The sequence below is a fragment of the Rhizobium sp. 42MFCr.1 genome, assembly GCF_000377185.1.
GTDB lineage: Bacteria > Pseudomonadota > Alphaproteobacteria > Rhizobiales > Rhizobiaceae > Rhizobium > Rhizobium altiplani.
Window position 1 is genome coordinate 1 of sequence record NZ_KB897824.1, and the last position, 17,043, is coordinate 17,043.

The following is a 17,043-nucleotide window of genomic DNA, read 5'->3' on the forward strand; positions in this document are numbered from 1 at the left end:
CATGCAGTGCGTCCCTTACACGAGACAAATCGCCTTCGGCAATTTGCTCGGGCAGTAGCGTAAACTGCTTCGCAGTTTACGCACCGTGACAAAACCCAAAGGGTTTTGCACTTGGCGCGGGGTGGAGCAGCCCGGTAGCTCGTCAGGCTCATAACCTGAAGGCCGCAGGTTCAAATCCTGCCCCCGCAACCAACAAAACCTGAATATTTGCCAGTCAAGTCGCCTCACAGAAACCTCCTCCGCATAGGCGGACGGCCTTCACGTGTAAATTCGGTAGCTCAAGCAGGTGCAGCCGGGAGGGGCGGTCGGGCAGGGCTATGCAAACATATTGGGGCCGATCTCCCCGCCAACTTCAATGATCACATCCGCGGGGACATTGTTCCTCCTTGCCGCGGCGCGAATGGCTTCAGGATTTGGCGCTTCGTAAAGGCAGTATGTCTTTTTCCTGTCGGCGCTGAGGAACGAAAAAATCCACTTCACCCCTTCCTCGTCGTTGATCAGGTTGATTTCCTCGACTCCCTCTTTCGACAGTTGGAGTTGTTCGGCAAAGTTTCTTTCGATGATATAGCGTGGCATGATGAGACCCTCTTCTCACCCAAAGCGGCGAACCTCTGATCCTAATGAATGGTCTGCTTCAGTCGCTGTTGCAGCCTGACCATTCCCAGTTCGGCCGCAGTTGACCGGGCATGCTCGGATAAGGACATTGCTCTCTTTATCGCGGCTCTGCTACCTATTTTCATTAGCAAATCGGAATATTCTGCCTGCGTGTGCGCGAGCCACGGTAGCGAGCCGATCGCCGAGTTCATCTCGAGAGCATGCTCATAGTGCTTTGACGCCCGATCGAATTCACCCAGCGCGGCGGACAACATGCCCAGATAGCGGCTTGCGGCACCGAAGCAGACAGTCGCCATACCTATCGTGACGGTCATCTCCTTGTAGTCGAGCATAAGCTTATAGAGTGTCCTGGCCGCTTCCATGTCCCCCAGGCCGGCGGCGACTTCTGTTAGAAACGAGAGGGATGCGCTTCGTTTTCCGTCAAGCGGCAGGGTGAAGCGTGTGCTGAAAAGCTCTTCCAATCTCCGCTGGGCGGCTTCCCGATAACCCAGGTCAAAGGCGACCAACGCGAAGCCCGGCAGCCAGGTGATTTCGTCCGGGTTTTCCTCGATCAACAATTTCATGACCGGTGCGACCTCCGAGAGACGGCTCTGCTCCCGGCGGATCGCGAACATTTGCATGCCGTAGACACCTTCGGGTGCCACGCCAAGGGTGTGCTTGCCCAGCTTCAGCGCTTCTTCGGCAAGCTTCTCGGCGGCGGTGAACCTCCCATCGAGGATGGCCATCATCGCTCTTGCGATCCGAGCGTAGAACTGGACGTTGAGATGCTGGCGCTTGGTGCCGAGTTCCTCCAGGGCGTCGACCGCCCGATCGGCCCGTGCGCGCTCGCCCAGTTCAGTCGAGACGTAGGTGTCAATGGAAAGCGCCCTGGTTAGCACATCGTCATCGTCGATCTCGCCCGCAAGGCGTCGTATTTCGTCAATGCGGGCCATCCGGTTGTTTTTCTCCGTGGCGGTTTTAACCGGTGAGGCTGTCAGGAGCGGGAGAACGGAGAGCTCCACAAGAGAAGTCTTGTCGCCAACCTCCCGGGCAAGTTCTATTCCAACGCTATGGCATTTTGCGGCCCTCTCGCTGTCACTGAGGTAGGCGTAAGCCCGCGCGAGGTGGCTGAGAATCTGGCACCGCGACTTCTTGTCCGCTGGTTCAACCATCGCCATGGCCTCCTCGAGAAGCGGCAGTGTTTCGGCAAGCGAGTTCGAGGAGAGAAATTGGGAGCCGTCGAGGCCGATCACTGCGCGAACGAAGCCCTGAGTGTCTGCCGCTTTGCGTGCCAATGGGGCGGCCAGCCTGTATTTCGCCAGCGAATCCGTCATGCGGCCGGCAGCGTACAGGGCGTCGCCTAGTTTCAGGACTGCTGCGAGAAGGTCTGTTTGGTGGCCGGGCTCGTTGGGCAACTGTTCCGCGATCGACAGTGCGTTCTGGAAATGGTCGACCGCCTCGTAGTTGGCGGATCGTGCAAGGGCTCGTTCTCCAGCTTTCATCCAGTATGGAAGCGCGAGTTCGACCCGTTGCGCTTTCTCGTAGTGTTGGGCGATGAGTTCGGGCTGCGTGGCAGCGACATCGGCATACTGGTCGACGAGAACCTTGGCGATTTCCTCGTGGAAATGTCGCCGCCGCCGGTTGAGGAGCGATTGGTAGGCGGCATCCTGAATGAGCGCATGACGGAAAACGAGGGTATCATTCAAGACACCGCCTCCGACGACGATCTGGCTGGAAACAAGCTGGTGCAGTGCTTTCTCGAGGATCCGATCATCGAGACCTGCAATCTTCGACAGAAGGCCACGATCGAACTCCCTGCCAATAACGGCAGCAATCTGGGCGACCTCTTTGGCTGTTGCCGCTAGATGATCGAGACGAGCCATCAAAGAACCCTGCAGGCTGTCCGGGATCTCTACGTTGAGCGACGGTGACGTTCCGCTCTCGATGATCGTGCGGGTCAACTCCTCTATGAACAACGGCACGCCGTCCGCTCGCTCTAAGATCATTTCGGCAAGCTGTTCGGAAATGTCGCAGTCCATCGATCCGATGAGCTCGCGCATCTGTTGCCTAGTCAGACGTCCAATGGAGAGTGTTGTCGACTGCGACAATCCACTGGCCCAGTCCGCGCTCCATTCCGGTCTATGGGTGACGACGACGAGGGCGGCCGTACCGTGAAGCCGGCCGACGAGTTCTTCTAGCAATTCGATGGTGGACGGATCCATCCAGTGTGCGTCTTCTACGACCATGAGCACCGGTGCGATTCTGGTCGCAAGAAGCAATCGGTTCGCGAGAGTGCGGACGAGAAGTTCCTTACGCTGGTGGGCGGAGAGATTTAGCGGCTTGAACTCGTCACCGCCATCGAGCGAAAGCAGCTCCGCATAGATCGCACCAACTTCCGAGGGCCTTTCGCCGTAGCGGCTGACAAGGGTGCGAAACTTCTCGACTCGCGTGTTTCGGTCGTCTGCCGGCGTAAACATCGCGACCCGGCTCAGTCGCTCGACGATCGGGTAAAAGGCCGATGTGGCGTGATAGGGCGAGCACTGCAATCGGATGAGTTCATGCTCTGTCTCGCGCAGATGTTCTTCGAAGGCTTCGACGAGACGGGATTTTCCGATGCCCGCCTCCCCCGACAAAAAGACCATCTGTCCTTGGCCGGCCTTCGCCAGCTCCCACCGTTCGAGCAGTAGCCCGATCTCGCTGGCACGTCCGACAAATTTCGAGAGCTTTCTGGAATGCGCGGCTTCGAAACGGCTGTCCACCTCTCGCTCGCCGCGGACTTCGAACAGCGCAGTGGGCGAGGTGAAGCCTCTCAGCGTCCGCTCGCCGAGGCTGGCGATTTCGAACGACCGCCCGGCGAGGCGGCGGGTGCTGTTCGAGACCACGATCTGCCCTGGGGCGGCCGCCCCCTGCAGACGTGCCGCCAAGTTTGGGGTGTCGCCGGCGATCGATCCACGCTCCTTCGCGCTGCCATCGGTGTCGCCAACGACCACGTGCCCGGATGCGATGCCGATCCGAGCCTTCAGTCCCCGCTGGTTGGGCGACTGCAGCGCATCGACGGCGGTTATCGCCTCGAGACCGGCCCGGATCGCGCGCTCGGCGTGGTCCTCATAAGCCATGGGCCACCCAAAATAGGCAAGCACGCCATCTCCGAGATACTTGGCGACATAGCCTCCGAACCGCGTGACTGCGCCCGCGACGCTATCCTGATAACGGCGGATCAGCTCGTGCATGTCTTCCGGGTCGAGTTGCTCCGACAACGCAGTCGATCCTACGAGGTCGCAGAAGAGCACGCTGAGCAGCCGTCGGTCAGCCGCAGCGTCCGTCGCGACGGGAGCGGGCTGCTGTTCGTCCGGAGGTTGCTGCGCAAGTCCGTTTATCGCGGCTAGAATAATCTTCCGGTGACCAAGCGAGACGCCGAGTTCACGGAGGTCGGATTCCGCGACATGAGGGAGCGCTCGCAGATCGACGTCATTCTCGATGAAGGCCGCGGCGTACTTGCCGAGACCGAGTTGGGCTAGCCAATCCTCAATCGTCTGCATCGACTTTCAATCCGCTCAACCGTTCCCGAAAAATACCACGAACGTCGGCATCCTGCCACGCAGTGCCGGGAGCCGCTCGCGTTGAACAGGCCGAGCAATCGATGGCGAATTTGCGAACGCAGCCCTCGCAGATCATGCGGCATTTCAGCGCCAACACTTTATAGACTATCCGCATCTTGCAGCGCATTCTTCGAAGTCGCAATCGACCGCTGTGGGGAGCGAATTCAGTCGTCAGCGCATCATCCTTCAAACGCCCCTCGTCAGTATTCGATTCGACGTCATGAGCTCGGAGGCTCGGCTTCAGGAGGGTGTTATGATCAGCGAAAATATCGGGAAGTTCACACAGATTCTTCGCGGTGCTCTTATCGGGCGCGACCATGCCGACTACGAGGACGCCCGCAGGCTCTACAACGCCATGATCGACAAGCGGCCGCTCTTGATCGCAAAGTGTACGGATGCTGCGGACGTGATTGCCTCCGTGAACTTCGGCCGCGACAACGAACTTCCGATCGCCGTCCGGGGCGGCGGCCACAACGGGGCTGGGTTTGCCAGCGTTGACGACGGCATCGTCATCGACCTGTCGCCGATGCGGGGTGTGCGCGTCGATCCCGTCAAGCGGACAGTTCGTGTAGGGGCCGGGTGTACGACCGGCGAGGTCGATCATGCCACCCACGCCTTTGGGCTTGCCATCCCCTTCGGTGTCGTCTCAACCACAGGTGTGGCGGGCCTGACGCTGAACGGCGGCCACGGATACCTCACCCGCCAATATGGGCTTGCCATCGACAATCTGATCGAGGCCGACGTCGTGCTCGCGGACGGCACGCTCGTCACCGCCAGCAAGGCCGAGCGCCCGGATCTGTTCTGGGGGCTGCGCGGCGGCGGTGGCAACTTTGGTGTGGTCACCAGTTTTCTGTTCGAGGCGCACCCTGCGGACAGCGTTTATGCCGGTCCGATCTTCTGGGAGTTGAAGGATGCTGCGACGGTGATGCGCTGGTACCGCGAGTTTTTGGCGACTGCGCCGGACGAGTTCTACGTCTTCCTTGGGCTGCAGACGGTTCCCTCCGCCGATCCGTTCCCGGTGGAGCATCGTGGCAAGAAGATCTGCGTGCTTCTCGTTTCCTACAATGGAGCGGTCGCCGACGGGGAGAAGGCAGTTAACGCCGTCCGCAGGGCGCTCCCGCAGCCGATTGTCGATTTTGCCGGTCCGATCCCGTACCCGACACTTCAAGGCATGTTCGACGGACTCTTTCCGAAGGGCCTTCAATGGTACTGGAAGGGTGATTTTGTGAAGACGCTTCCGGACGCGGCGATCGAAGCACACATCGAGCAGGTGGCCAAGGCACCCAGCGAACCCTCGTGCATGCACCTCTACCCGATCGATGCCGCCGTCCATCGCAAGGCAAGAGATGAAACGGCGTGGAATTGCCGGGATGCCACATGGTCGATGGTTATTGCCGGCGTTGACGCCGATCCGCGCCAGGCGGCGACGCTGAAAAAATGGGCGACCGACTACTGGCAGGCGGTCCACCCGTTCAACCTCGACGGCGCTTACCCGAACTTCATGATGGACGACGAAGGCGATTTGCGCCTGAAGGCCACGTATGGCGACAATTACGAGGGTCTTGTCCACCTGAAAAAGAAGTACGACGGGAGCAACCTGTTTCGGATGAACCACAATATTCGCCCTGCCGCCTGACGCCGAGAGGGGCGTCACTGAAAGGCGCTTCCTCGATCCTGGCGGCCACTGCGATGGTGGCTGCCAATGTACACCTTTGGCGTAATGGCGTCACCCGCCGAGGCCGCTTGCGGCCCTTTGCTGCCGTTCGAGATCGATCCGAGGAACGTGCGGTATGTGCTAGAATGCGGCCCGAAAGCGGAATGCGACAGACGCACGGCGAGGGGCGGTGTGATCGAACCGGAATTCGCGCGACCGAGCCGACGTTGTGCTCTTGGAAGGAGAGACGAGGACGATGCCGACACCACAGCAACCCAGTCTAATAGTTCGACAGAAATCCCCACAGAACATCGAGTTTCCGTTTGCGTCGCTCTCCGATTGGCGGATCCCAACGGAGCTGTTCTTCGTGCGAAACCATTTTCCGTCACCGGACCTCAATGCGCGAGACTGGAGATTGCGCGTTGACGGGGCGGTGGAGCGGCCGATCGAACTTGACCTCGACAGCATCAAGGCGATGCAGAGCACGACTTTCACCGCCGTCGTCGAGTGCGCAGGGAATGGGCGCGTCTACTATGTGCCGGCGAAGGAGGGGTTGCAGTGGCAGAACGGGGCCGTCGGCAACGCCGCGTGGACGGGTGTTCTTCTGCGCGAGATTTTGGAAATGGCGGGCGTTAGGCGAACCGCACGTGAGGTTCTGCTCGTAGGCGCCGACAGCGGCGTCGTCGACGCGAACAAGAAAACGGCTTCTCCAGGCCCCATCGCTTTTGCCCGCAGTTTACCGCTGGAGAAGGCCGTCGCTGACAGCACGATCCTTGCCTATTCGATGAACGACGAACCGTTGACGCGCGATCACGGCTACCCGCTACGCGCGGTGGTGGGTGGCTGGTTCGGCATGGCTTGGGTCAAGTGGATCACGCATATCACGGTTGTGGAGCAACCGTTCCTTGGCTACTGGCAGGCGCGCGACTATTTCCGTTGGGAGCGCAGCCTTGGGGAACCTAGGCTGGTCCCCCTTACGGAGATGGAGGTCAAAGCGCAGATCGCGCGTCCCGTACAGGGGGCGCATCTCATCCTCGGCCAACCGTGCCGGATTTTCGGAGCCGCCTGGAGCGGAGAGGCTGGTATCCGGCAGGTGCAGGTCTGCACCGGAGATGGCAGGGGCTGGCGCGAGGGAAGGCTTCTCGAAACAGAATGTCCCTTCGCATGGCGCTTGTGGGAGTACATGTGGACCCCTGAAAAAGTGGGGCGATATATACTGCGATGTCGCGCGATCGATGGGGCGGGGTGCGTGCAGCCCGACCTCCCGCGTTCCGACTGCGAGAGCTACGCGGCCAATTGGATTATTCCGGTGGATGTTACGGTCGTTCCCGAGCCACAGACGTACGCGGAGGAATTCGTGATCTAATCACCCGCGTGGCGGAATGGCGGCTTATGGCAGTGGGTTCAATTGATCGCCGCAACACATTCTGCAAATTTTTGCGCGGGCGTCTGATAAAGCAAGGTCTTTCTTGGACGTTCGTTGAGCTGCCTGGCGATAGCATTGAGCTGGGCTTGGCTATGTACGGACAGGTCAGTGGCGCGCGGTAGGTATTGGCGCAGCAATCGATTGGTGTTCTCATTTGAACCGCGCTGCCAGGGTGATCTGGGATCGCAGAAGTAAATCTCAACGTCAGCGGCTATTGCCAGTCGTTGATGGTCAGCCAACTCCTTGCCCCAATCCCAGGTCAATGATTTGTAGAGTTCGCCCGGCAGTTTCTGTGACTGCTTTATCAGCGCAGAAACTACGCTTTCGGTATCCTTATTGGCGACCTTGATCAGCATGACGTAGCGCGAGTGACGCTCGACCAGCGTCGCGATGTAACTGTTCTTCGACCCACCGATAAGATCGCCCTCCCAGTGACCGGGGACTGCACGGTCGTCAGCGGACGCAGGCCTCTCGCTTAGAACCTCAATCTCGACGACCGGCTGGCTACGAATACAGTCGAGTTGTTGGTCGGCACCGCGTGCGCCTCCTCCGCAGTGCTGGTCGGAGGCGAATGGCTGGTATGCTTTGACAACTCACATCTTGAAGAGCCTTTCAAAGCCCCGATTCTGACCGCATCCGAATACGAGCCGGACTGGCCCACGAAGCCGCGTGATCGCCTTAGACTCGGATCGGGCACCGGGGAACGTGGCACATTCGGCCCGGCAAAGCTTTGGAATTCCAAGGCAATCGGGAATTATTATCCGAGCGACTTTGCCGATGGTTCCATCATCAAGTCGATCGGCGATGCGTTGTTCTGGAACATGTTTCCAGCAAAGGAACCTGAGAAGCATTCGTCTGCCGATTTTGATTGGGAAGTATTTCTCGTCACCCTCGCACCAGGCCGAGTTTCGCGCCAATGAAGACGCTGAGCTATTGAAGCGCTACGGGGTTTCCAACCTGTCGTTTGCTGACCGCATCCTTGGTGGCGAAGTGTCAGACGTGCCGAGCTCAGCCCGCCAGTTGAGGGTTTGACGAGCCGGGGTCTGCGGGAACCCAAAAAGCCCAGACAATAACCGGGCGCGAATCTCCTTGATGACAAGACTTCTGACCAGCCTGGGCTCGAGTGCGGAGCGCAGGGTCTGCTTGTGAAAGTGATCGGCCTTGCCGCTGGTCGCCGCGATTTCAAGTACTCGGGAGTGTGTGGTTGTTCCCGACTTGCTATCGCATCTATGGATTCCATATCATTCCAAAATGAAGCCCCAGAGCATTGGGGATCTACACGACGTTTACCCCGTCGACAGGCAGCTGAGAGTCTTAAGTTCGTCGCGGCACAGTCTGCGAGACAGAGCGACCGGTCGGGTCGCAAGCCCTATACGTCGCCTTGAGCGCTTGTGAGAGCGATATGTTTACGGGAGGGAGCCATGAGTTCGCGGGGCGGACAAGGCGATGATCTGTCACTGGAACCCGAAAGGGTTCGTGATCAGCTTGATCGCATCTTGTCGAGCGCCGAGTTTCAGGTTCCGGAGCGTAGTCGGAGATTTCTTGCATATGTCGTCGATGAAGCACTGGCGGGACGATCAGAGAATCTGAAGGCTTACACCATTGCGCAGGCGGTCTTCGGCCGAGATGCTTCCTTTGATGCCCAAAACGATCCGGTCGTTCGTATCGAAACAGGGCGTATTCGCCGCGCCCTGGAGCGATACTACCTCGTGGTCGGGCAAAGCGATTCCATACACATCGCCATACCCAAGGGTGGATACGTACCGAGTTTCACCGCAAGCCAGTCAGAGATTGCGTCAGGACGTCATTCGCCGGGAAAAGATGTCGACGTGCAGGAGGCGCCGGTGGCGCAACATAAACGTCCGCTTGCCTACCGGGATTTTATCCTGCCGGTTGGTGTCCTGCTTGTCATCGCCGCCATGGGCATGTTGGTGCTGATGCGGCCGCTCCAAGAACTGGTTGCTTCACTGAACCCTTCGTCGGGCACACCTTTGCCTGCGGGAGATGAGATGCGGCCGCAGATCGTCGTGGAGCCTTTGGTCGGCATAGGTCGGGACAATGGCGACGCCGGCATCGCCAAGAGTCTGACGGATGGCGTCATTGTGGAACTGACGAAGGTCAAATCAATCGCTGTCAGGACGCCTGGGCCGAAGGCGCATATCGCGGCGCCAAACCAACCGTCACTCTCCATCCAGGGCAGCGTGGGCACCGAGGATAAGCGGTTGCATGTCCAAATCCGGCTGGTTGATCGAGCCGACGGAACCGTTGTCTGGACAGGCGCCTATGACAGAAACCTTGACGAAGGACGCATTCTTGACGTGCAGGATGAAATCGCCCGGCTGATCGCGGATGCGATATCTCGGAGGCAGTAGGGTCAGCCTCCTTCCATATAGAGAGTGCAGATGCCACAGATGCTGCAGCGTCGAACTTATTTACCGGTGTCCGCGGCGGGTTCGATTGCGACACCTGCGGCTCGTAGACCTTTGAAAAATGCTTCCTGATCTTCCGGGCGCTGCAGACGCAAGGAAACCTCCTTGCGGATGTTCTTCATCAATCCGGATGCATGGGCATTCAGCCATTCCCGTTCCTGCCTGGCGTCAGCCGTTTTCCCGGCCGTGCCAAGAATAGCAAGGAGCACGAGGTGATGCGTGGGATTGTATTCCAGGTCGGACATGCGAGACCACAGTTCCGCGGCCCGGACGTCATTCCTCATCAGGGCACACAATGCCATGCCCACTTCGTAGTATCCCTTCGGGCCCGCATTCTTGTTGACGGCGCTCGAAATCAGCTCGCAGCCTGACTGCCATTTCCCCGACATGGCCAGCCGCAACCCGTATTCCCCCGCGACCTCGGTATCATTGGGGTTCATGGCATAGGCTGCCGCACCCGCCTGAAGGGCTTTGTCGACATCATTTCTGAAAAAGCTCACCTGCATGAGAGCCTCAAGGACACGCGCATCGTTTGGGGCAAGCGAGGCTGCCCGCTCCGCCGCGCTGGCGGCTAATTCCAGCGTCTCGTCCGTTGAGGATGTGCCGAGCTTATAACGAAACCTCATCTCGTCCAGGTAGGTGAGGGACAGAAGCGCCCAGGAGGCAGCGCTTTTCGGAAACAGCTCTGTCGCTCGTTGCAGACAGTCGCGCGCCGTGTTGTGCGTCTGGGCATTCATCGACCTACGGTAGCTATAGTAAGCCAATCTGCAGGCATAGGCGTCCGCATCTCCGCTCTGCGGATGCCGGGCAAGTGCGTCGGTGTCGGCTTGAAAAACCGCACCATATGGTTCCGCGACAGTGCTGGCGATCTCTTCAGCGGCGCCGGTCAGGATCTCGAGCTTGCTTTGCGCGCGAAGGTCCGCGTCGTAATTGTTCGCCCAAATCACTGCACCGTCGGATTGGCGCACGAGCCGGGCGACAAGCCGCAATCTTGGCCCGTCGAGTTGGACATTGCCTTGCAAACCATAAGCATTCGGGCTCGGTTGTTCGGCCTTCGACGCATCCGCGACAACGACGATGTCATCGAACTTTGCTAGCTTGCCGATAATCTCGTCCCTCAGGCCACGCGCGATGTCGGAAGCAGCATTTGCGGAACCCTCATCCTCAAAGGACTCGACAATGACTCTGGGTTCGGCCGCTTCTGTCGGCGAGGCGCCTGAGGGATTTTGGTGCCACCCCGACAATGCCTGTGGAAGGACGATATAAAGCGAAGCTGCCGCGAGCAAAAGGGCGGTGCCGAGCGTCAGCGTGGTCGATAATTGAGGGCGGCCGAAAGATTGGCCGAGGCTGTGAAGCGGCCCGGTGTCACGGTGACGCTCGATCGCTGGCGCGAGATCAAACTGCGGCGCCGCGAGCGACGGTGTCGGAACGTTGTGAGCATATTCGAAGCACGGCCTGTACCCACCCTTGGGGATCGTAATCGTTACCTCGTCCGCTTGGCCGGCGATGAGGTAGTAGCGTTCAAGTGCTCGGCGGACTCGGCCTGCTTCGATCCTGACGACAGGATCGTTCTGGGCGTCGAAATTGACCTGGCGACCAAAGACCTCATTGGCGATTGTGAAGGCCTTCAGGAATTCCGATCGGCCTGCCAAGGCTTCGCTTATGATGAATTGCAGAAACTTGCGGCCCCGCTCCGGCGAATGGAATTCTTCGCTCGCCAGTATCCGTTCAAGTTGGTCGTAGATTTCCTCGGCCGTCGGCTTCGAGGGCTTGGCTATTGCGCTGCTCATGATGACGCCCTAACGAGATCACGCAAATATTTTAGCTGAATATAGTATTAGCTCAGAACTGCCGGTGGCTGCAACCGCTACATACGATACACCTTCAAATGGTTACCCGCCGGTTGAGCGCGGTGCAGTCCGATTTGGGTCACTGGTTTTGGCCTAGAACAGTCCATCAAACCGATCGATAGGTGCAGCGTTGGATAAAATTCAATCCGTGCCGGTGTTCTCTGCCATCGCCGGGGCAGCCGTAGCCCCGGGCAATGTCTCTGATGGCCAAGCCCAGGCGCGCAGCAGTTCGTAAAAGACACTGAGCACGATTGGCCCCAGAAACAGGCCGAGCAGGCCATGCGAGAGAGTTCCGCCGATGACGCCGATGAGGATTACCGGCATCGGAGTTGAAAGCCCTCGGGACATCAAGATCGGCTTCAGCACGTTGTCCACGACCGTGATCGGGATCGCCACGACAGTGAAGGCAAAGGCCATCGATGCAGGCCAGGAGAACCATGCCCAGATGATGGCCGGGATAAGAACGAGGCCAGGGCCAAGCTGCATCAGGCAAAGCATGAACACGGCAAAAGTCAGGGCTCCGCGCGCCGGAATATCGAAGAAGGCAAAGCACAGGCCGCATAGGAGCGTCTGAAGCAAGGCTACGCCGATGACGCCGCGCGAGACGTTGCGAACCGTTGATCCCGCCAGCCGCGCAAAGCCAACCCCCCTCTCTCCGCCGATGCGGCCCGCCAATACCTGAATCGTTGCTGCAAGGCGGGGGGACATGGTGAGGAAGATGCCGGAGAGAATGACCGACGCGACGAAGCTCAGCACCCCACCGCCGATTGCTGCAAATTTGGCGATGATGACTCCCATGACCTCGCGGAGAGGCGCCTGGAATTTCATGATTGCTGCCGCGAGATTGCCGGCGACCTGGTTCCAGCCGGCGTAAAGGCGCTCGCCGACCACTGGCCAACCACGTATAGCCTCAGGAGCCGCGGGCAAGGTGAAATTGTCGGACTTCAATTGCGCCACGAGAGCCAGGATTGCATCGGCGAAATTGACCGCGACAAGCGCCAATGGCGCGATTATGAGCACAAGGCACGCTATGACAATAATGGTGGCCGAAAGCTTGGGCCGATCTCCTAGAAGTCTGGACAGACCGGTGAACATCGGAAAGAGCGCTACCGCGAGGATCGCGGACCAGATGACGATCAGCGCGAATGGCGCAATCAGCTGCAGGCTCCAATAGGCGAATAGTCCAATGATGCCGATCCGCACCAAGTCGCTGACCCGTGCCTCTACCGAAATCTGCGCGGGACCGGCTTCTGCCGCGGTCCCGCTCTTCTGTTGCTGCATCGCGTAGCCTATTCCACGGTTTTCCACAGTGCATGCCTGAACGGATCAGGCGTCATCGAGTCGTCTCCGGCACAACATGCCTGACGCTCTGATCCTCGACATAGTTCGATGGCCGCTTCTGCCGTTTGCCAAGATCCGGCGCGTCGAACTTTACCCGCTCGTAGGGGATCGACTGCAGGATATGGGAGATGCAGTTTATCCGGGCGCGCTCCTTGTCGTCGGAAGGCACGAGCCACCACGGCGCGTGGTTGCTGTCCGTCATCCGCAGCATCTCGTCATAGGCTCGCGTGTAGTCCCACCAGCGCTGGTAGGACTCTACGTCCATGGGGCTGAGTTTCCACTGCCGAACCGGATCGTCGATGCGGCGCTTGAAGCGGCGTTCCTGTTCTTCCTCGCTGACGGTCAGGAAATACTTCAGCAGAATAACGCCGCTTTCGACGATGGCCGCCTCGAAGCGGGGCGCAAGTTCCAGGAAGCGCTGAGCCTTCTTCTCGCTGGCGAAGCCCATGACGCGGTCAACGCCGGCGCGGTTGTACCAACTGCGGTCGAAGATCACGACCTCGCCGGCTGCCGGCAAATGCGCAATATAGCGCTGCATGTAGATCTGGGTTTTCTCGCGATCGGTGGGAGCGGGTAAGGCGACGACGCGGAATACACGCGGGCTGACCTTTTCCGTTATCCGCTTAATCATCCCTCCCTTGCCGGCGGCGTCACGGCCTTCGAAGATGATGACAATCCGGGCGCCCGACTTCTTTACCCATGCCTGCAGATTCGCCAGTTCGATCTGCAGTCGCCTGATTTCCTTGTCGTAGTCCCAGGACTTGGCTTTCTTATGCTTGCCCTTGCGTTCCGCTGGAACCTCTTGCTTCGGATCGTATGCTTCGTCCATCGTTCCCTCCATTGTTTAACGCGCATTCCCTGCGACATTGCCCATGAGCGCGCGCAGGGCCTCTTCCCGACCATTGAAAAGATTGTGGGCGCCGATCTTCTTGATGAACCCGGCACGCTCCAGGATGCCGCGACTCTCCTCGCTGACGTCAGCAATGGCAAAGACGATGTCCCGCTTGGCCAAGTCATCGGCCACAGCGTCGAGTGCGAGCGCACCTGTGCTATCAACGTGCGTGATGGCACCGGCGTCGAGAACGAAGCACTTGGTTCCGGGAGCAAGCTCTCTGGCAACCTCCGTCAGTCGCATGCGGACATAGTCTGCGTTGTAGAACAGGATGTTGCCCTGGATGGCGAAGACGGCAGCGCCTTCGACGGGGCGCGCTTCCGGGAAGCGGGCGAGCTCGAAGAAGCCGTGCCGTCCGGCAATGTGACCAAGGAGGCTGTCACGCGGAAACATCGTCTTGCGCAGGAGGTAGACGAAGGTTGCGGCAACGGCAACGACCACGCCGTTGAGGACGCCGAAGCTGATTGCGCCCCACATGGCGATCAGCGCAAAGACGAATTCCATGCGGCTGATGTGCCAGATCTTCTTGAGTTCCTGAATATCGATGAGGCTGATGGCGGCGCTTGCAAGGATGGCTGCGAGCGCGGGGATCGGCAGGATCCGCAGAGCGCTGTGGAGGAATACAAGAGCGGCGATCAGCGTGGCAGCTGAGACCAGTCCCGCCAGCTGGGAGACGCCGCCCGTGGAGAGGTTTATCGCGGTTCTCGAGTCCGACATGCTGATGGGAAAGGAACCGAACAGGCCGGGCGCGATGTTGGCCGCGCCGAGACCGATCAGTTCCTGGTTCGCATTGACGTTTTCACCAGTGCGCGATCCGAAGCTTCGCGCGGTCACGATGCCGGCGCCGAAGCTCACCAGAAAGATCGCGGCCGAACCAAGCACAAGCTTATCGAGCGGCATCTGATGGATTGCCGGCAGGGAAAAGCTCGGGAAGCCGCTTGGGATATTGCCCACGACAGCCATGCCACGTCCCTGGAAGTCGAAAAGCGCCGAGAGAATGACGGAAATAACAACCACGAGCACAGGACCCGGAACCTTGAGGTGGAACGCCTTGACGATCCAAAGCAGCGCAAACATGGAGAGACCGAAGAGAAGCGACGGCCAGTGGATCAAGGCGGCCTTGCCAAGAATTTCGGCAACCGGCGCAAGGAGACCATCCGACTCAATCCTTACACCAGTGAAGCGGCTGATCTGCCCGACGAGGATGGAAAGCGACACGCCGGCAAAGAAGCCCACCAGGATCGGGCGCGACAGGAAGCTCGCGAGGACGCCGAGGCGCAGCAGTTTTGCGGCGATGCAAAAGACGCCGACGCCAAGGGCGAGCGCCGATGCGATGGCAACCCGGTCAATGTTGGCAGCAGCCGGATCGGCCGCGATGATAACGGTCATCGCAGCCGCAAGCACCGTCATCGTTGCGGCATCGGGGCCGACGACCAAGAGCCGGGAAGGGCCGAAAAGTGCGTAGGCGATCGGCCCAACGATGCTGGCATAGATGCCGGTCTCTGGAGGCAGGCCAGCAATCGCCGGATAGGCAATGGCGCTCGGCAAACCCACCGCGGCGATCGACAACCCGGCAGGGATATCGCTACGAAGCCAGTCTTTCTTGAAACCGGCCAGGCCCCGCAACATTGGTAGGCTGCCTATCAACTCGGGCTCCCTCTGCTCTCTCGTGGTTGATCTCCAAGCTTGTCCGGCCGCCGCATCCAGGCAACGACCGGAAATTGTTGATGCGTTCAGTGTTCGAGGAAGACGTAGTTCATCCAGCTGCTCATGCGTAGCAGGACCTTTCGGAGGAGAGCGACGTGGTGCCAGTAATGTGTGTAGACCGCGACCTCGGCGACCACACCGCCGGGCAGTTGATACCCGTCGGTGCTCTCCAGTATTTCGATACCCGCCAGTGTCTGCCCCGGCGACAGCCGTTCGGGCGATTGCGGGTCGATCAGCGCGCCGCCTGGCTGCAACTGGCCTTGCGCCATCACATCGATGACTTCCCGGACGCGCGCCTTGAAGATCTTGCCGGGGACGGCCTTGAACGCCACCTCGGCCTCGTCGCCAACCCGCACGCGCTGGAGCGAATTCTGAATGAAGGCGGCAGCGAGGTACCGGTCCTCGCTGTTGATGAAGACCATCACCGGCCGCAAGGGCAGGGGATTCGCCATCATGCCGGGACGTAGGAAAACCTGCGTCACGTATCCGTCGCTCGGTGCGCGCACGGTCGTCTGGTCAAGCTCGTATTGCGCGTTCGCCAACTCTGCCTCCAGCCGCGCGACCGTGGGATTCGTTCCGTTGATCTCGGACTCGTAGGCGAGCCTTGCTTGCGCCGCCTGAGCACGGGCTGTATCGACGGCGGCCTCGGCCGTCAGGTAGATGCCGCGCCGGTTCTCGACTTCGAGTTCGGAGTAGACGGCACCTCTGCCGCTGGATTTTGCGTTTTCATTCGATGCCTGAAACTTTTCGAAGGCCTGCAGCGAGCGGTCCCTAGATGCTTCCGCACCTGTTACGGCCGAATTGGCGGCATCGAGAGCAGCCTTCAACTGCAGGACGGTCTGCTTGGCTTCGGCAAGCGACGCCGTTTTCTGATCGACGGCATATTGATAGGGCCGAGGATCGATCCTGAAGAGAACATCGCCCTTCTTCAACGGAGCGTTTGGCGTGACCGGCACCTCTACGACCTGGCCGCCCACGACCGGGATGACCGGAGCCGAGGTAAAATAAATGCGCCCATCGCTGGAATAGGGATGGTTGTAGCTCATGAGCAGCACCAGCCCGGCAATGATGAATATGCCGCCGAGGACAGCCGTCGCAAGCGACCACTGGTTCACTGGAATTCTGAACAACTTGAAGATCGCGAAGCAAAAAGCCGCGTAGGTCAGCATCAGGAGTAATTCCATCAGACCTTCTCCCTCTCTGCCATTGGAGCCTCGAGTTCCGCGATCCGTGCGTGGAGACGGGCAATTTCAGCGTTGGCTTCGGCTTCTGGGGATAGCTTGCCATCCGTCCGGATGCCCCAACCGCGATCCTCGCGGTAAAGGGTGGCCCAGATGAAAAGGAAGGGCCAGATGACGTGCAGCGTGAACAGGCTCACCCATCCGGCAACGTGGATGGCGTCCTGGTGCGGATGGTTCCTGGCCTTGGCGATCAGGTGTGGGATGTCGTGGATCGCGATCACTGCATAGAACAGAGTGACTACGACGAAGAGCAACACTCCCAGTGCAAAATAGTCGAGAAACACCGTTCCTCCTTTTCGGTTTGGTCTGG

Annotated in this window: 11 protein-coding genes, 1 tRNA gene and 1 pseudogene; 4 read left to right on the forward strand and 9 right to left on the reverse strand. The window is 59.5% G+C overall.

Going from position 1 to position 17,043, the window contains the following annotated elements; genetic code table 11:
* Nucleotides 1-115 precede the first annotated feature (115 nt).
* A tRNA-Met gene (locus tag C934_RS0109270) sits at nucleotides 116-192 on the forward strand.
* A gap of 123 nt (nucleotides 193-315) precedes the next feature.
* On the opposite strand, the gene C934_RS0109275 is transcribed toward C934_RS0109270, so the two are convergent.
* Both C934_RS0109275 and C934_RS0109280 read right to left on the reverse strand, forming a co-directional pair.
* Nucleotides 316-576, reverse strand: coding sequence for a DUF4242 domain-containing protein (locus C934_RS0109275; protein WP_018856437.1), 261 nt, complete (start codon nucleotides 574-576; stop codon nucleotides 316-318).
* A gap of 41 nt (nucleotides 577-617) precedes the next feature.
* Complete coding sequence (locus C934_RS0109280) at nucleotides 618-4,133, reverse strand: adenylate/guanylate cyclase domain-containing protein (protein ID WP_018856438.1); 3,516 nt, start codon at nucleotides 4,131-4,133, stop codon at nucleotides 618-620.
* Nucleotides 4,134-4,446: 313 nt separating this feature from the next.
* Here C934_RS0109280 and C934_RS0109285 point away from each other — a divergent pair, with 313 nt between their 5' ends.
* Nucleotides 4,447-5,829, forward strand: a complete 1,383-nt coding sequence (locus C934_RS0109285) for an FAD-binding oxidoreductase (RefSeq protein ID WP_018856439.1) — start codon at nucleotides 4,447-4,449, stop codon at nucleotides 5,827-5,829.
* Nucleotides 5,830-6,214: 385 nt separating this feature from the next.
* Nucleotides 6,215-7,213 carry a sulfite oxidase gene (locus tag C934_RS0109290; RefSeq protein WP_272481247.1) on the forward strand — a complete coding sequence of 333 codons (999 nt, stop codon included), beginning with the start codon at nucleotides 6,215-6,217 and terminating at the stop codon, nucleotides 7,211-7,213.
* A 38-nt stretch (nucleotides 7,214-7,251) separates the two neighbouring features.
* On the opposite strand, the pseudogene C934_RS0109295 reads toward C934_RS0109290, so the two are convergent.
* A pseudogene (locus C934_RS0109295) lies at nucleotides 7,252-7,752 on the reverse strand (IS30 family transposase); the annotation flags it as partial.
* Between the two features lie 942 nt (nucleotides 7,753-8,694).
* On the opposite strand from C934_RS0109295, the gene C934_RS0109305 reads away from it, so the two are divergent.
* Complete coding sequence (locus C934_RS0109305; protein WP_018856443.1) at nucleotides 8,695-9,645, forward strand: hypothetical protein; 951 nt, start codon at nucleotides 8,695-8,697, stop codon at nucleotides 9,643-9,645.
* A 56-nt stretch (nucleotides 9,646-9,701) separates the two neighbouring features.
* On the opposite strand, the gene C934_RS0109310 is transcribed toward C934_RS0109305, so the two are convergent.
* The 6 genes from C934_RS0109310 to C934_RS0109335 form a co-directional block, all read right to left on the reverse strand.
* Nucleotides 9,702-11,492: a hypothetical protein gene (locus C934_RS0109310; RefSeq protein WP_018856444.1), complete on the reverse strand. Its 1,791-nt coding sequence runs from the start codon at nucleotides 11,490-11,492 to the stop codon at nucleotides 9,702-9,704.
* 201 nt (nucleotides 11,493-11,693) lie between these two features.
* A complete protein-coding gene (locus tag C934_RS0109315; RefSeq protein ID WP_018856445.1) occupies nucleotides 11,694-12,833 on the reverse strand; it encodes an AI-2E family transporter in 1,140 nt (379 codons plus the stop codon).
* A gap of 52 nt (nucleotides 12,834-12,885) precedes the next feature.
* Nucleotides 12,886-13,722: a polyphosphate kinase 2 gene (ppk2, locus tag C934_RS0109320; protein ID WP_018856446.1), complete on the reverse strand. Its 837-nt coding sequence runs from the start codon at nucleotides 13,720-13,722 to the stop codon at nucleotides 12,886-12,888.
* A 15-nt stretch (nucleotides 13,723-13,737) separates the two neighbouring features.
* Nucleotides 13,738-15,414 (reverse strand): SulP family inorganic anion transporter, encoded by a 1,677-nt coding sequence (locus tag C934_RS0109325; protein WP_018856447.1) that lies wholly within the window; start codon nucleotides 15,412-15,414, stop codon nucleotides 13,738-13,740.
* A gap of 104 nt (nucleotides 15,415-15,518) precedes the next feature.
* Nucleotides 15,519-16,676, reverse strand: a complete 1,158-nt coding sequence (locus tag C934_RS0109330) for an HlyD family secretion protein (RefSeq protein WP_018856448.1) — start codon at nucleotides 16,674-16,676, stop codon at nucleotides 15,519-15,521.
* Entirely contained in the window at nucleotides 16,676-17,017 is a 342-nt protein-coding gene (locus C934_RS0109335) for a DUF3302 domain-containing protein (RefSeq protein WP_018856449.1), read from the reverse strand. The genes C934_RS0109330 and C934_RS0109335 overlap by 1 nt, the downstream gene beginning before the upstream one ends.
* Between the last annotated feature and the right edge of the window lie 26 nt (nucleotides 17,018-17,043).

Excerpts from the sequence above, each read along its gene's own strand:
- ppk2 (WP_018856446.1), bottom strand. The coding sequence starts at position 13,722 with ATGGACGAAGCATACGATCCGAAGCAAGAGGTTCCAGCGGAACGCAAG.
- C934_RS0109330 (WP_018856448.1), bottom strand. The coding sequence starts at position 16,676 with ATGGAATTACTCCTGATGCTGACCTACGCGGCTTTTTGCTTCGCGATC.
- C934_RS0109305 (WP_018856443.1), top strand. The coding sequence starts at position 8,695 with ATGAGTTCGCGGGGCGGACAAGGCGATGATCTGTCACTGGAACCCGAA.
- C934_RS0109310 (WP_018856444.1), bottom strand. The coding sequence starts at position 11,492 with ATGAGCAGCGCAATAGCCAAGCCCTCGAAGCCGACGGCCGAGGAAATC.
- C934_RS0109275 (WP_018856437.1), bottom strand. The coding sequence starts at position 576 with ATGCCACGCTATATCATCGAAAGAAACTTTGCCGAACAACTCCAACTG.
- C934_RS0109325 (WP_018856447.1), bottom strand. The coding sequence starts at position 15,414 with ATGTTGCGGGGCCTGGCCGGTTTCAAGAAAGACTGGCTTCGTAGCGAT.
- C934_RS0109280 (WP_018856438.1), bottom strand. The coding sequence starts at position 4,133 with ATGCAGACGATTGAGGATTGGCTAGCCCAACTCGGTCTCGGCAAGTAC.
- C934_RS0109285 (WP_018856439.1), top strand. The coding sequence starts at position 4,447 with ATGATCAGCGAAAATATCGGGAAGTTCACACAGATTCTTCGCGGTGCT.
- C934_RS0109315 (WP_018856445.1), bottom strand. The coding sequence starts at position 12,833 with ATGCAGCAACAGAAGAGCGGGACCGCGGCAGAAGCCGGTCCCGCGCAG.